Genomic DNA, 12,960 nt, shown 5'->3' with positions numbered 1-12,960 from the left:
CGTCCGCTCCTGACCACCCGGTGGTGTCGCCGCCGGACCCACCCGCTGTGGGGGCCGGCGGCGACACCTCACCGGCCCCGCCCGGCCCCAGGCCGCGCGACCGGCCAGTCCCAGGCACCACGCCCAGAGTCGAGGTAGGACATGCTCCGCTACGCCGGCAGGCGACTACTCGCGGCAATACCCCTGCTGTTCGTCGTCCCGCTGCTCGTGTTCGTCCTGATCGAGTTCGCCCCGGGGGACCCGGCCGCCGTCCTCGCCGGTGACGAACCGACCCCGGAACGCGTCGAGGCGATCCGCGAGGAACTCAACCTCAACGATCCGGTCCTTCTGCGATACCTCATGTGGATCGGCGACGTCGTCCGCGGCGACCTCGGCACGTCCTTCCTCTCGGACCAGACCGTGACCGAGCTGCTGACCCGGCGGATGGCCACGACGATGTCGCTGGTGCTCGTCGCGATGATCTTCGCCGTCGTGCTCGGGACCATCCTGGCGCTCGTGGCCACGCTGCGCTCCGGCGGCATCGTCGACCGGGTCGTCAACTGGTTCGCCTCGATCTCGATCGCCATCCCGGGCTTCTGGTTCGGCCTGGTGCTCGCCTCGGTCTTCGCGGTGGGGCTGCAGATGTTTCCGGCCTTCGGCTACCAACCGCTCTCCGCCGGTTTCTGGCCGTGGCTCTCGCACCTCATCCTGCCGGGCATCGCCCTCGGTCTGCTCCCCGCCGCCGAGGTGACCCTGCAACTGCGCTCGGCGCTCGGGCAGGTCATGAAGACCGACTACATCCTCAACGCCGAGGCCAAGGGGCTGTCGCGCGCCAGCGTCGTGTTCAAGCACTCCCTGAAGAACGCGTGCATCCCCGTCATCACCGTCCTCGGCTTCCGCGTCGCGGAGGTCCTCGCCGGGTCGGTGACCATCGAGATGATCTACAACATGCCGGGTCTCGGGCGCACCGCCGTCGAGGCCGTACAGGGGCGTGACGTGCCGGTGCTGCTCGGCTTCGTCCTCTTCAGCACCACGATCGTCGTGCTCGTCAACCTCATCGTCGACATCTCCTACGGCTACTTCAACCCGAAGGTGCGGTCATGAGCACGAATCGGCCCCCCGCGTCCCCGGTGCCGGGGAGCGAATCACCCGACGTCGGCGTGCCCGGCGACGGCCTCACCGAGACCGTCCTCACCGAGGTGCCCACGGCGGCCACCGGTACGGGGGCCCCGGAGCCCGTCGCCGCCCCCGGCATCCTCGGGAGCATCGTGCGTCGCCCCGCGACGATCGTGGCCGGCGTCTTCCTGCTCGTGCTGACCCTCATCGCGATCTTCGCCCCGGCCCTGGCGCCGTACGACCCCGACGTGCAGGACCTGTTGCAGCGGCTCAAGCCGCCGAATGCCGAACACTGGCTGGGGACCGACGACTACGGCCGGGACGTGCTGAGCCGGCTCATCTTCGGGGCGCGGGTCTCGCTCTGGGCGGCGCTGCAGGCTTCGGCCGTCGCGCTCGTGCTCGGCCTGCCCTTCGGGATGATCGCGGGCTACCGCGGCGGTTGGGTCGACACGATCCTCACCCGCATCATGGACGCGCTGATGAGCGCTCCGTCGCTCGTGCTGGCCATCACCATCGTCGCGGTCCTCGGCTCCGGCATCACCAACGCGATGCTCGCCATCGGCCTGGTCATGGCACCGCGCTTCTTCCGGGTGGCCCGCGCCGGCACGATGGACGTGCGGCACGAGACCTACATCGAGGCCTCGATCGCCCTGGGCTGCAGCACCCTGCGCACGGCGGTGCGGCACGTGCTGCCCAACGTGCTGCCGCCGATCATCCTCGTCATCTCGGTGTCGTTGGGCAGCGCCGTCGCGGCCGAGGCGAGCCTGAGCTTCCTCGGGCTGGGCGTCACGGCCCCCACGGCCAGTTGGGGCTCGATGCTCTCGACGGCCTCCTCGAACATGCGCCTCGCGCCGTACCTCGTCTGGCCGCCCGGCGTGATGATCTTCCTCGCCGTCCTCGCCTTCACCTACGTCGGTGACGGTGTCCGTCGCGCCCTCGTGCGCACCCGGTCGGGCAACTGACCGGCCCGGCCCCCACCAGGAGCTGACATGGCACATGAAACGGCACCCGGCGTGATCGCCGGCACCAGGACCGACGCCGCCACCGGCCCGGCGGCGGACCTGCTGCGCGTGGAGAACCTCACCGTCGAGTTCCCCGCACCCTCCGGTGGGTGGCAGACGACCGTCCAGGACGTCTCGTTCTCCCTCAAGCCGGGAGCGTCGGTGGCTCTCGTCGGCGAGTCCGGGTCGGGCAAGACGGTGACCTCGGTCGCGGTGATGGGTCTGACCGAGGCGACCGGCGGGCGGATCGCCTCGGGCCGGATCGTCTTCGACGGCACGGACCTCACCGCGGGCACCCGGAAGCAGTGGCGGAACCTGCGTGGCCCCGGCATGGGCATGATCTTCCAGCAGCCGATCCGCAGCCTGAACCCGGCCTTTACGGTCGGGGACCAGATCGCGGAGTCGGTGCGCAAGCACCTGGGCATGAACCGCAAACAGGCCCGGGCCCGCGCCGTCGAGATGCTGGAGCTGGTGCAGATCCCGCGGGCGGCGCAGCGGGTCGACGAGTACCCGCACGCGTTCTCCGGCGGCATGTGCCAGCGCGTCATGATCGCGATGGTCATGGCGTGCAACCCGCGCCTGCTCATCGCCGACGAGCCGACGACGGCGCTCGACGTGACGGTGCAGGAGCGGATCCTCGAGCTTTTGCGCGACCTGCAGGAGCAGACCGGCGTGGCGCTGCTGTTCGTCAGCCACGACCTCGCCGTGGTGGCCGAGCTGTGCCAGCAGGTCGTGGTCATGTACGCCGGCGAGGTGGCCGAGAACGCTCCCTCGGAGCAGATCTTCTTCCACCCGCGGCACCCCTACACCTCCGGCCTGATCGGGTCGATCCCGAGGCCGGGTCTGAGCACCGGCCGGCGGCTGCGCTCGATTCCCGGTGGCATCCCGGCCCCGGGTGCCTGGCCGCACGGATGCCGGTTCAGCAGCCGGTGCGAGTTCGTCCAGCCGGGCCGGTGCGACGTGGCCCACCCGGGCCTGGTCCGGGTCGACGGCGCCGCCGGGCACGACGCGCGGTGCGTACGCGTCGCGGAGCTCTCTCTGGATGGAGTGACGGTCTGATGAGCCTGCTCGAGGTCGACGGCCTCACGAAGTCGTTCAGCTCCGGCCGGGACTGGCTCGGCCGGCGTACGAAGTGGTCGCACGCGGTCAAGGGGGTGAGCTTCACCCTGGAGCGCGGTGAGTGCCTCGCGGTCGTCGGTGAGTCCGGCGCGGGCAAGTCGACGGTCGGGCGCATGGTGCTGCGCCTCATCGAGCCGGACTCCGGGTCGGTGACCTTCGACGGGATCGACGTGCTGGCCACGAAGCGGATGCGCGAGCTGCGTCAGCGGATGCAGATGATCTTCCAGGACCCCTACAGCTCCCTCGACCCGCGGATGACGATCAAGGACGCGGTCGCCGAGCCGATCCTCGTGCACACCGACAAGGACCGGGCCACGCGTGAGCGGGAGGCCGTCGAGCTGCTCGACAGGGTCGGCATCGGCTCGCGCTACCTGGAGCGCTACCCGGCCGAGCTGTCCGGCGGGCAGCTGCAGCGGGTCGCGATCGCCCGGGCGCTGACGATGAAGCCGAGCCTGATCGTGTGCGACGAGCCGGTCGCGGCGCTGGACGTGTCGGTGCGGGCGCAGGTGCTCAACCTGCTCCGGGACCTGCAGGAGGAGCTGGGTCTGGCGTACCTGTTCGTCTGCCACGACCTGGCTCTCGTCGAGGTCATCGCCGACCGGGTCATGGTGATGGCCTCCGGTGAGGTCGTGGAGACCGACACCACGGAGCGGATCTTCGCCAACCCGCGGCACGAGTACACACAGAAGCTGCTCGCGGCGATCCCCGTGCCGCTGCCGCGCGATACGCAGGGCAACCGGCTCGTCGCGCCGGGAAAGGTGGGCTGAGCGGTGACCGACGCGACGGGACCGACCCGGACGCAGCTGCTCGCGCGGTTCGCGACGACGACCCGCGACGAGGACATTCCCGAGTCGGTGCGCGACTACGGCAAGCTCGTCTTTCTCGACTCGCTCGTCTGTGGACTGGCGGCGGTGCGGTTGCGGCGCAGCCGCATGGTCCAGCGGGTCGCCGCCCGCTTCGGCGGCCCGGCCGAGGCAACGGTGTTCGGGCTGGGGCAGCGGGTCGCGGCGATCAACGCCGCGCACGCCAACGCGGACATGATGAACGCGTTGGACGCGGACGACACCTTCTTCAACTCGGCGCACTTCGCGGTGTTCGGGGTCGCGGCCGGACTGGCCGAGGCCGAGCGGCTGCACGCCGACGGGGCGAGCCTGTTGCGTGCGAGCATCCTCGCCTTCGAGATCAACGCGCGGCTGAACCTGTCGACCTCGCTGATGGCCTTCTCCGACGGGCAGTTCCGCTGGTCGCCGCTGTCGTCGCACGGGTACGCCTCGATGGGCACCGCCGCGGCGTGCGCCGTCGTCGGCGGCTGGGAGCCGGAGCGCCTGACCCACGCGCTTGGCCTGGTCGCCTGGCTGGCCCCGCCGGCGAAGAACTCCTACATGGCCGAGCGGCGCTCGTTCAACGCGTTCAAGTACGGCCCGTACGGCGCGATCGCGCACGCCGGGATGCTCGGCGCGGCGCTCGCCGAGGAGGGCTACACCGGCGACCTGGACGTGCTGGACCGCACCCCGGGCTTCATCGAGGCGATGGGCTTCCTCGGCGGTGAGCGGCACGAGATGGTCGCCGGCCTGGGGTCGACGTGGTGGATCAGCGAGACGTCGCTCAAGCCGTACCCGACGTGCCGCTTCACCCACGCCGCGCTCGACGCGATCCGCGCGTTCCCGAGCACCCACGGGGTGCCGGTGTCGCAGATCGAGTCCATGGAGATCCGGCTGAGCCCGGCGGCCTACCGGACGTTGCAGTTCCGGGAGCCGGCCCCGCAGATCCCGGACACGCTCGTCGCGCCGCTGGACGGTGCCTTCAACATGCCGTACGCCGCGGCGCTGGCGTTGCTCGGGCACGCGCCGGGTCCGCAGTGGTACGACCCGCAGCGGCTGACGGACCCCGAGGTGTGGGACCTGGCGCGCCGGATCACGACGGCGCCCGACCCGGTGCTCGACGCCGAGTGGGAGGCCGACCTCAGGGAGCATCCGGGCGGTCAGATCCGCCGGACGCGCGGCGCGCTGACGATCCGGGCCGGCGGCCGGGAGTACGTCGTCGAGTCGGACTTCGCCCAGGGCGACCCGTGGGACTCCGCGACGCGGGCGGACTGGGACTTCGTGACCGGCAAGCTGGCCACGTTCTGCGACGGGATCCTCGACGCGGGCACGCAGGAGCAGCTCGTCGAGGTGGTCCGGGGCATCGAGGACGTCGCCGACGTCGCCGAGACGCTGTCACCGTTGCTGGCCCGGGCGCGATGAGCCGGGGAAAGCGGATCGGTGCGGAGACGAGGTCGTTCGCCTCGTACGGCCGGTCGTGGCTGATCGTCATCCGTGGGCCGCGCGGGATGGCGTTCGACCGGTTCCTGGTCCGCAGGACCGGGTTCTCGCTCGTGTCGTTGCAGTACGCGCTGGCGGGCCGGTTCCCGTACAACCCCACGCTGCTGCTGACGACGGTGGGCCGCCGGTCCGGGCAGCTGCGCGACGCGGCGTTGCCGTACGTGCCGCACGGGACGGACCTGGTGGTCGTCGGCTCCAAGGGCGGCGGCCCCAAGGACCCGGCCTGGGTGGTGAACGCGCGGCACCACGACCTCTGCTGGATCGTCCTGCGGCGCAGGACGATCGCGGTGCGGGCGCGGGTGACCGACGGGGAGCGCGACCCGGAGCTGTTCGCGCACGTCGTGGCGCAGAAGCCGAACGTGGGGCGCTACGCCGAACGGGCCGCGGGCTTCGGGCGGCAGATCCCGCTCGTCGTCCTGTCCGCCGTGTCGGGGGAGTCGCTCACCTGACGCCTCGTCTGTGAGCAGGATCCGCCATGGTGTCCGTCGCGGAGGATCCACACGTGGGACGCTGTCGAGCTGATGTCGTAGACGATTCACCGGCATGGTGAGCGGCCGGACCGGCTCGGCGGCCACCACCGCCCCACGCGGCGCGGATCACCCGTTCCAGGCTGCATGACGAGGCACCACAACGAGGAGCTGCTTCCCGCGGCCCCGCTCAGCCGATCGCGAGGACGATCCGCCCGACGAAGTCGGAGGCCTCCATCCGGTCGTGCGCGGCCGCGGCCCGCTCGAGCGGGTACGTGGCGGCGACCGCGGGGACGGCGGCGACGGCCGAGAGAGTGAGAGCCTCGCGCAGTTGGCGGGCCACCGCCTCGGGCCCGGGCCGGCCGATGCCGCGCAGCGTCCAGCCCTTGACCATGAGTCGACCCAGGTGCAGGTGGGCGTGGCTGTCGGCGGTGACGCCGCAGGTGACCAGTCGCCCGCCGGGGGCGAGGACCTTGAGCACGTCGGACCACAGGGTGCCGCCGACCGACTCGACTATGACGTCGGCCTCGCCGCCGGGCAGGGCGGCACGCAGGGACTCGACGACGTCGGGGCGGTAGTGGTCCACGACGTCGAGGGCACCGAGAGCGCGTACGGCGTCGGCCTTCGCCGGGGCGCTGGTGCCGACGACGCGCGCGCCCAGGTGGTGGGCGTACTGGACGGCGAAGGTGCCGACGGCGCCCGCGGCGGCGACGACGAGGACCCGGTCACCGGGGCGCACCCCGGCGAGGTTGACGACCGCGTCGTAGGCGGTGCGTCCGGCGGTGGGCACCGCCGCGGCGTGGACGGCGTCGAGCGCGGCCGGCCGCGGGAAGCAGTGCGTGGCCGGGACGACGGCGAGTTCGGCGTGGGTGCCGGTGGTCAGCCCGACGACCGCGTCGCCGGGAGCGAGACCGGTGACGCCGGGACCGGTCCCCACCACGGTGCCGGCGACGTCCCGGCCGAGGATCGCCGGCCCGGCGACCGCCATCCCGTGGGTGCCGCGACGGATGTACGTGTCGACCCGGTCCAGGCTCGCCGCCTGGACCCGCACGAGCACCTGACCGGGGCCGGGCGTCGGGGCGTCGAGCTGGCCGAGCCGCAGGCTGTCGGGGGAGCCGGAGTCGACGACGTAGCTGGCGAGCACGGGGTTCCTCTCAGGGCAGGGCGAGGGTGGCGGAGGCGATGACGTGGTCGCCGAGGCTGTTGGTGCCGCGGACGTCGACGGTGACGTGCGTTCCCCCGGTGGCCCCGGGCGCCGGCTTCACGCCGGTGACGACACCGTCGAGGGTGAAGGTGTCGCCGGGGTGGTTCTGCGCGGCGAGGCGGGTGCGGAAGTCGACGACACGGGCCTCCGGCCCGGCCCAGTCGGTGAGGTAGCAGTTGACCAGCGCGCTCGAGCCGAGGATGTTCATGTAGACGTCGCGGGCGCCCCGCTCGAGGGCCGCGTCGCGGTCCAGGTGCACATCGTTGAAGTCGAAGGTCGCGGTCGCCAACGCCGCGATGGACAGCTGGGTGACGGGGATCGGCCAGGGGGCGAGGCGTTGCCCGGTGCTCACCTCGGCCCCGGTGCGGGTGCTCGTGCGGCGTTCGGGCCGCGGGGCGGTGAGGACCGGCAGGAGCTGGCCGTCGCGGGTGCGCCGGTGGGCCACGACGACCGGCATGCCGTCGTGCACGAGGTCGGGGCGCAGGTCCACGACGTCTGCGGTGAGGCGGGTCCCGTCGGTGAGCTCGGCGGTGCCGACGAGGTAGGGGCGCTCGTCGAGGGGGGCGGCGGCGTAGCCGGGTTGCAGGTGCGCGGTCAGGCTGCCGGTGGTGCCGGCGGGCGGCAGGTCGGTCGGGGCGGCACCGACCGGACGCACCGGCCGGGCCAGGCGGTCCCCGGGCGTCGCCGGGACCTCGGCCCGGGTCGCCGGGTTCCAGCGGAGCATCCGCAGGACGACGCGTCCGACCGGCTCGCCGTCGAGGGTGCGGTAGTCGCTGACGAGGTCGACGAAGTGGCCCCGGCCGAGGCGGGTGGACTTCTCCGGGGAGACCGCGCCGATGGAGGGGAACTGTTCGAGGTGGTCGCCGGGGCGCAGCGGGCGTACGTAGGTGTGCTCCGTCTGCACCGCGGCCACCGAGGTGAAGCCACGCTCGGCGAGGACCTCGTTGACCCGGTCGAGGCTCTCGGCGTGGCGGTGGCTGCGCCGGTTGCCCGGCAGGGTCCACATGTTCAGCGAGGTCGCGGGGGCCACGATGCCGCCCCAGGCGGAGCGGGCGGCCCACTGCGGGTCCTGGTAGGCGGGGTTCTCGTCGCCGACGGCGTCGCACCAGATGCGGATTGCCGCCTCGGTGACCGCGTCCTTGGCCCGGCGCGGCGGGTCGGTGAGGCCGATCAGGGCGTCGAGCCGGGCGCGGAAGTCCGCGTCGCTGGCGGTCATGGGGGCTCCTTCGCGGGCACTTACGTCAACCAAGCGCTTGCTTGACGGTAGTGCTGGTGCGGCCCTAGGGTCAAGCGTCAGCGGCCGAGCGCGGCGGCGACGCCGGCCCGATCGCGCTCCACCAGCGCCCACCCGTGGAGAGGGCCGAGATGATCCCGAGCACCCCGGAGACCGCCACCCGCGCCTTCTTCTCGTTCCCGAAGGTGACCGACCCCGCGCGCCATCGCGACTACAACGCGTGGCACCAGCTCGACCACCGCCCCGAGAACCTCGCCCTGCCCGGCGTCGTCCACGGCGACCGCTGGGTGCGTACCCCCGCGTGCGAGCGGCTCGGCAGCTACCCCGACCCCGCCCTCGCCGGCAGCCAGTACCTGGCGATGTACTGGTTCGCCGAGCCGGCCGCGGACTCGATCGGCGAGTGGAAGGACCTCGGCGACCGGGCGATCCACCAGGGCCGGCGTCCGGAGCTGGCCTGGACCGAACGGCCGATGACCCGGATGTTCCGTCCCGTCCGGGGCTACGTGGCGCCCCGGGCCCTCGTCACCCTCGCCGCGCTGCCCTTCCGACCCCACCGCGGGGTGTACGTCGAGGTGAGCCGGGTCGAGACCTCCCCGCACCCCGACGTGGCCGACCTGTCCCGGTTCGAGCACGAGACCCAGGTGCCCGACCTGCTCGCGCGCGACGGTGTCGCGGGCGTGTGGACCTTCCGCAGCGCCCCGAGCCGCAGCAACCCCGACGGACCGGTCACGCGGATCCGCCTCACCTACCTCGAGGCCGACCCGGTCGAGTTCGCACGGGACCTGGCCGCGGATCCGCTGCCGGCCCCGCCCGCAACGCTCGCCAGCACGGCCACCCCGCTGCTCACCGGGCCCCTGGCCACCATCACCCCCTGGGAGTGGGACTGGTTCGACGAGCCCGCCGCGACGGAGCGCGGGGCGGGGTCATGAGCGCGGCTCCCGGCGTGACCGGCCTGCGCGAGCGCTACGGGCCCTGGGCCCTGGTCGTCGGCGGCTCCGAGGGGGTCGGCGCCGCGTTCGCCGAGCAGCTGGCCCGGGCCGGCCTCGGCGTCGTGCTCGTCGCCCGCAAGCCTGAGGCCCTCGAGGAGGTCGCCGACCGGGTGCGGGCCCACGGGGCCCCGTGCCGCGTGCTCGCACTGGACCTGCTCGACGCGGACGCGACCGCCCGGATCGTCGAGGCCGTCGCCGACCTCGACCTCGGCCTGCTCGTCCTCAACGCCGGCGCGAACACCTACCGCAGCCGCTTCGTCGAGGCGGACCTCGCCCGCGTCCAGGCCGTCATCGATCTCAACGTCACCCGCCCGCTCGAACTCTGCCGGGAGCTCGGTGCCCGGCTCGCCGCACGCGGCCGTGGCGGCATTCTCGTCGTCGGCTCCTCGGCCGGCTACCTCGGCCACGCCGACATCGGCGTCTACGCCGCGGCCAAGGCCTTCGCCCGGATCTTCACCGAGGGCCTGTGGCTCGAACTCGGGCAGGTCGGCGTCGACGTGCTGCACCTCGTGCTCGGGCTCACGGCCACCCCGGCCATGCAGCGGGCCGGCCTCGACCTGACCAAAGCGGCCGACCCGGCCGACGTCGCCGCCCAGGGGCTGGCAGCCCTGGGTGCCGGCCCGGTACACGTCGTGCGCCAGCAGGCCGAGGTCGCCGCGCGGCGCTCCGGCCTGGACCGGGCCGCCCTCGTCGCCGGCAACCACGGCGGGATGCGCGCGATGCTCGGCGGGTCGCGCCCCGGCCCGAGCTGACGGCACTGTCCGGTGGCTAGGTACCCGGGCCGTCGGGCGGCCACGGGCGGCTGGCCGGGTCGGACCCGTCGCGGGCTCCCCGCAGCGAGGCCTCGGGGAGCGGCCACTGTCCGGCGAGGTCGTCGACCCGCTGCCACTCCGAGACGGTGAGACGTTCCCGTACCCGCCACTCACCCGCGCGCCGGGTGACGAGGTCGACGTAGCGGAACCCGCTGACGATGTTGCCGTGCGGCGGCTCCGACGCGCTGCGCTGGAACGCGATGCCGTACGTCTCGGCCCGGGCCCGGTCCGGGTCGGTCGGGTCGAGCTCGACCAGGACGTTCGTCAGGTAGTGCATCGTCATGGTGCGCCGCGCCACGAGCGCGAAGACCACGTCCAGCGTCGTGTCCCGGTCGGCCACGGTGCCGCCGAGGGTGATCCGGGCGTCCGGGTGGAAGGCGCTCGCGGCGAGGTCCCGGTCCATCCGGTCGACCCCGCGCGCGTAGCGCAGCAGGGCCCGCTCGATGGCCCGCTCGGCGAGCAGCACCTCCAGCCCGACCGCGTCGGAGACCCTGGTCGCCGCGTCCCCTTCGCCACAGGGGTCCGAAATCGACGGGGACCGGGGCTGTTCAGACACCGAAGCCGCCGTCGACATCGAGCTTCTGCCCGGTGACGAAGTCGGCCCGGTCGCTGGCCAGGAAGCAGGCGGCCTCGGCGATGTCGAGCGCGTCGCCGAACCGCCGCAGCGGGGTCGAGGACCGGGCGACGGCCAGGGCGCGTTCGTCGAGGTCTCCCGAGGCGATGAGCCGCTCCGCCATCCCGTCGGTGAGCATGCCCGGCCCGACGCAGTTGAACCGGATGCCGAAGCGGCCCTCCTCGTTGGCGAAGGCCCGCACGAGCGCCTCGACCGCCGCCTTCGGTGCGGCGGAGAGGCCGTCGCGGGTGGGGTAGCGCGCCGTCGCCGCGGTCGTGATCGCCACGACGTTGCCGCAGCTCTCCCGCAGGGCCGGCAGGCAGGCCGAGACCAGCGTGAAGAAGGCGGTCGTGTCGTTGGCCACCTGCGCGGCGAACTGCGCGGGGCGCACCGTCGACAGGTGCCGCATGGGCACGTGCGGCCCGGCCGCGTGCACGATCGTGTGCAGCGGACCGTGGCTTCCGGTGAGCTCGGTCACGAGCGCGGCGGTGGCCTCGGCGTCGGTGAGGTCGAGATGGTGCGCCGAGTGCGTGCCGGACGCGACGGGCGGCAGTTCGTCGAGCACCTGCCGGGCCGCCTCGGCGTTGCTGCGGTAGGTGATCGCCACCGCCGACCCCCGGCGGGCCAGCTCGAGGGCGACGACCCGGCCGATGCCGCCGCTGCCGCCGGTGACGAGCGCGACACCGGTGCGGTGGGCGAAGTCGGCGGGCACGGGCAGCGCCGCCGCGGGCGTGGTCGGGGGGGACTGGTCGGTCACGGCGAACTCCTTCAAGGGGCGGTGGGTCGGCAGGGAGCAGGAGGGGCCGGGGCGGTCACGTCGCGGGCAGGGGGGCGGTGCCCCCGCGCCGCAACCACACGATCACCGTGATCGCCGTCGCGAGGCACGCGGCGGCGTACAGCAGGAAGGCGGTCGCGGAGCCGAACCACGTGCTCAGCCCGCCGAGCAGGAGGGCACCGAACGGCATGCCGCCCCAGCCGAGGAAGTAGAGGCTCATCGCCCGGCCGCGCTGCGCGTCGTCGACGACCCGCTGGACGACCGTCTGCAGGATCACCATGGCGCCGATGCTGAACGAGCCGCACAGCAGCGCGGCCCACGCGAGCACGGGAACTGTCGTCGCCGCCCCGAGCAGCGCGGTGCTCACGGCGAGCAGGCCGAGGGTGACCGCGGCGTGCCACACGGTGGCGACGCGCCCGGAGAGCCGGGCCACGACGAGGACCCCGAGGAACGAGCCCAGCCCGGTCAGGGCCACGAGCATGGGGAAGACCGTCTCCGGATGGTCCGAGGTCGAGGTCGCCCGGACGGCGAGCTGGGTCGTGAAGGTGCACCCGAAGAAGGCGTTGACCCCTACGATGACCAGGCAGAGCGCGGCCGGGGGCCGCTCCCGGGCGTGCCGGATGCCGGCGCGGACCTGCGCGGCCAGGCCCTCGCGGACCACCGGGGTGACCGGCGGGACGCGACGGGTGCGCACCGCGACCGCGGCGGCGACCGCGGCGAGGCTGAGCGTCGCGTACATCACGAAGGTGCCCAGCGGTCCCCAGGCCACGAGGATCAGCCCGGCGACCGCGGGGCCGATCGAGCGGGCGAGGTTGAGCCCGGCGGCCTGGATCGGGACGGCGTTGCCGAGCGCCTCGGCCGGGACGGTGTTGGCCACGAGTGCCTGGGTCACCGGGGACAGGAAGCTGATCCCGGTGCCGGCGAGGAAGGCGAGCACGAGCAGCACGGGCAGGTCGACGACCCTGGCCGCGACCGTCGCCGCGCAGATCCCGGCCAGGGCGCTCGTCGCCAGGAGCACGCCGATCTGCAGCCGTCGCCGGTCGAAGGCGTCGGCCAGCACCCCGGCCGGGATGGAGAAGAGCGTGAACGGCACGAGCAGGCAGAAGAAGAGCGCGCCCATCGTCGCCGGGGTGCCGTCGACCTCGGTGAGCACCGATTGGAAGGCGATGTTGCAGCCCCAGTAGCCGGCCTGGGACAGCACCAGGGTCAGGAGTACGAAGCGGAAGTCTCGGAATCGCAGGGCCGAGAACATCGTCACGTGGTCCGCCGTCCTTCTGTCGTTTCGCGGACCCTACCAAGCGCTTGCTTGCATAGCTAGCGTCGGGTGTGG

The 12,960-nt window shown here is 73.1% G+C and carries 13 protein-coding genes; 8 read left to right on the top strand and 5 right to left on the bottom strand.

Annotation, left to right across the window (positions count from 1 at the left end):
- Nucleotides 1–141 precede the first annotated feature (141 nt).
- Genes ACLQ20_RS20585 through ACLQ20_RS20560 form a run of 6 tightly spaced genes read left to right on the top strand, consistent with a single transcriptional unit; the run spans nucleotide 142 to nucleotide 5,985 of the window.
- Complete coding sequence (locus ACLQ20_RS20585) at nucleotides 142–1,083, top strand: ABC transporter permease (protein ID WP_151455106.1); 942 nt, start codon at nucleotides 142–144, stop codon at nucleotides 1,081–1,083.
- Nucleotides 1,080–2,057: an ABC transporter permease gene (locus tag ACLQ20_RS20580; protein WP_151455105.1), complete on the top strand. Its 978-nt coding sequence runs from the start codon at nucleotides 1,080–1,082 to the stop codon at nucleotides 2,055–2,057. The genes ACLQ20_RS20585 and ACLQ20_RS20580 overlap by 4 nt, the downstream gene beginning before the upstream one ends.
- Before the next feature lie 27 nt (nucleotides 2,058–2,084).
- Nucleotides 2,085–3,155, top strand: coding sequence for an ABC transporter ATP-binding protein (locus tag ACLQ20_RS20575; protein ID WP_327028867.1), 1,071 nt, complete (start codon nucleotides 2,085–2,087; stop codon nucleotides 3,153–3,155).
- A complete protein-coding gene (locus ACLQ20_RS20570; protein ID WP_425857302.1) occupies nucleotides 3,155–3,982 on the top strand; it encodes an ATP-binding cassette domain-containing protein in 828 nt (275 codons plus the stop codon). Before ACLQ20_RS20575 ends, ACLQ20_RS20570 begins: the two co-directional genes overlap by 1 nt.
- A gap of 3 nt (nucleotides 3,983–3,985) precedes the next feature.
- Complete coding sequence (locus tag ACLQ20_RS20565) at nucleotides 3,986–5,458, top strand: MmgE/PrpD family protein (RefSeq protein WP_425857300.1); 1,473 nt, start codon at nucleotides 3,986–3,988, stop codon at nucleotides 5,456–5,458.
- Nucleotides 5,455–5,985 (top strand): nitroreductase/quinone reductase family protein, encoded by a 531-nt coding sequence (locus ACLQ20_RS20560; protein ID WP_151455101.1) that lies wholly within the window; start codon nucleotides 5,455–5,457, stop codon nucleotides 5,983–5,985. Before ACLQ20_RS20565 ends, ACLQ20_RS20560 begins: the two co-directional genes overlap by 4 nt.
- A gap of 208 nt (nucleotides 5,986–6,193) precedes the next feature.
- On the opposite strand, the gene ACLQ20_RS20555 is transcribed toward ACLQ20_RS20560, so the two are convergent.
- A complete protein-coding gene (locus ACLQ20_RS20555; protein WP_425857299.1) occupies nucleotides 6,194–7,147 on the bottom strand; it encodes a quinone oxidoreductase family protein in 954 nt (317 codons plus the stop codon).
- Nucleotides 7,148–7,157: 10 nt separating this feature from the next.
- Nucleotides 7,158–8,423 (bottom strand): FAS1-like dehydratase domain-containing protein, encoded by a 1,266-nt coding sequence (locus tag ACLQ20_RS20550; RefSeq protein WP_425857297.1) that lies wholly within the window; start codon nucleotides 8,421–8,423, stop codon nucleotides 7,158–7,160.
- 149 nt (nucleotides 8,424–8,572) lie between these two features.
- Between ACLQ20_RS20550 and ACLQ20_RS20545 the strand changes: the two genes are divergently transcribed.
- Together ACLQ20_RS20545 and ACLQ20_RS20540 are read left to right on the top strand one after the other, a co-directional pair.
- A complete protein-coding gene (locus ACLQ20_RS20545; RefSeq protein WP_425857296.1) occupies nucleotides 8,573–9,370 on the top strand; it encodes a hypothetical protein in 798 nt (265 codons plus the stop codon).
- Nucleotides 9,367–10,182 (top strand): SDR family NAD(P)-dependent oxidoreductase, encoded by an 816-nt coding sequence (locus ACLQ20_RS20540; RefSeq protein WP_327028863.1) that lies wholly within the window; start codon nucleotides 9,367–9,369, stop codon nucleotides 10,180–10,182. Before ACLQ20_RS20545 ends, ACLQ20_RS20540 begins: the two co-directional genes overlap by 4 nt.
- A gap of 16 nt (nucleotides 10,183–10,198) precedes the next feature.
- Here the strand turns inward: ACLQ20_RS20540 and ACLQ20_RS20535 are convergent, their stop codons facing one another.
- From ACLQ20_RS20535 to ACLQ20_RS20525, 3 genes are read right to left on the bottom strand one after another with little or no spacing between them, the layout of a single operon-like run.
- Nucleotides 10,199–10,798 (bottom strand): nuclear transport factor 2 family protein, encoded by a 600-nt coding sequence (locus ACLQ20_RS20535; RefSeq protein WP_358118432.1) that lies wholly within the window; start codon nucleotides 10,796–10,798, stop codon nucleotides 10,199–10,201.
- Nucleotides 10,791–11,612 (bottom strand): SDR family NAD(P)-dependent oxidoreductase, encoded by an 822-nt coding sequence (locus ACLQ20_RS20530; protein WP_425857294.1) that lies wholly within the window; start codon nucleotides 11,610–11,612, stop codon nucleotides 10,791–10,793. The genes ACLQ20_RS20535 and ACLQ20_RS20530 overlap by 8 nt, the downstream gene beginning before the upstream one ends.
- 55 nt (nucleotides 11,613–11,667) lie before the next feature.
- Nucleotides 11,668–12,882, bottom strand: a complete 1,215-nt coding sequence (locus tag ACLQ20_RS20525) for an MFS transporter (protein ID WP_425857568.1) — start codon at nucleotides 12,880–12,882, stop codon at nucleotides 11,668–11,670.
- Nucleotides 12,883–12,960 lie beyond the last annotated feature (78 nt).

Origin of the sequence: Micromonospora sp. DT46, from assembly GCF_049841735.1 — a bacterium.
Lineage (GTDB): Bacteria > Actinomycetota > Actinomycetes > Mycobacteriales > Micromonosporaceae > Micromonospora > Micromonospora reichwaldensis.
This window is presented reverse-complemented; position numbering and strand designations above follow the sequence as displayed.

What these genes read in the sequence shown, in the direction of transcription:
- ACLQ20_RS20570 (WP_425857302.1), top strand. Translation starts at nt 3,155, where the DNA reads ATGAGCCTGCTCGAGGTCGACGGCCTCACGAAGTCGTTCAGCTCCGGC.
- ACLQ20_RS20585 (WP_151455106.1), top strand. Translation starts at nt 142, where the DNA reads ATGCTCCGCTACGCCGGCAGGCGACTACTCGCGGCAATACCCCTGCTG.
- ACLQ20_RS20540 (WP_327028863.1), top strand. Translation starts at nt 9,367, where the DNA reads ATGAGCGCGGCTCCCGGCGTGACCGGCCTGCGCGAGCGCTACGGGCCC.
- ACLQ20_RS20550 (WP_425857297.1), bottom strand. Translation starts at nt 8,423, where the DNA reads ATGACCGCCAGCGACGCGGACTTCCGCGCCCGGCTCGACGCCCTGATC.
- ACLQ20_RS20560 (WP_151455101.1), top strand. Translation starts at nt 5,455, where the DNA reads ATGAGCCGGGGAAAGCGGATCGGTGCGGAGACGAGGTCGTTCGCCTCG.
- ACLQ20_RS20525 (WP_425857568.1), bottom strand. Translation starts at nt 12,882, where the DNA reads ATGTTCTCGGCCCTGCGATTCCGAGACTTCCGCTTCGTACTCCTGACC.
- ACLQ20_RS20580 (WP_151455105.1), top strand. Translation starts at nt 1,080, where the DNA reads ATGAGCACGAATCGGCCCCCCGCGTCCCCGGTGCCGGGGAGCGAATCA.
- ACLQ20_RS20575 (WP_327028867.1), top strand. Translation starts at nt 2,085, where the DNA reads ATGGCACATGAAACGGCACCCGGCGTGATCGCCGGCACCAGGACCGAC.
- ACLQ20_RS20545 (WP_425857296.1), top strand. Translation starts at nt 8,573, where the DNA reads ATGATCCCGAGCACCCCGGAGACCGCCACCCGCGCCTTCTTCTCGTTC.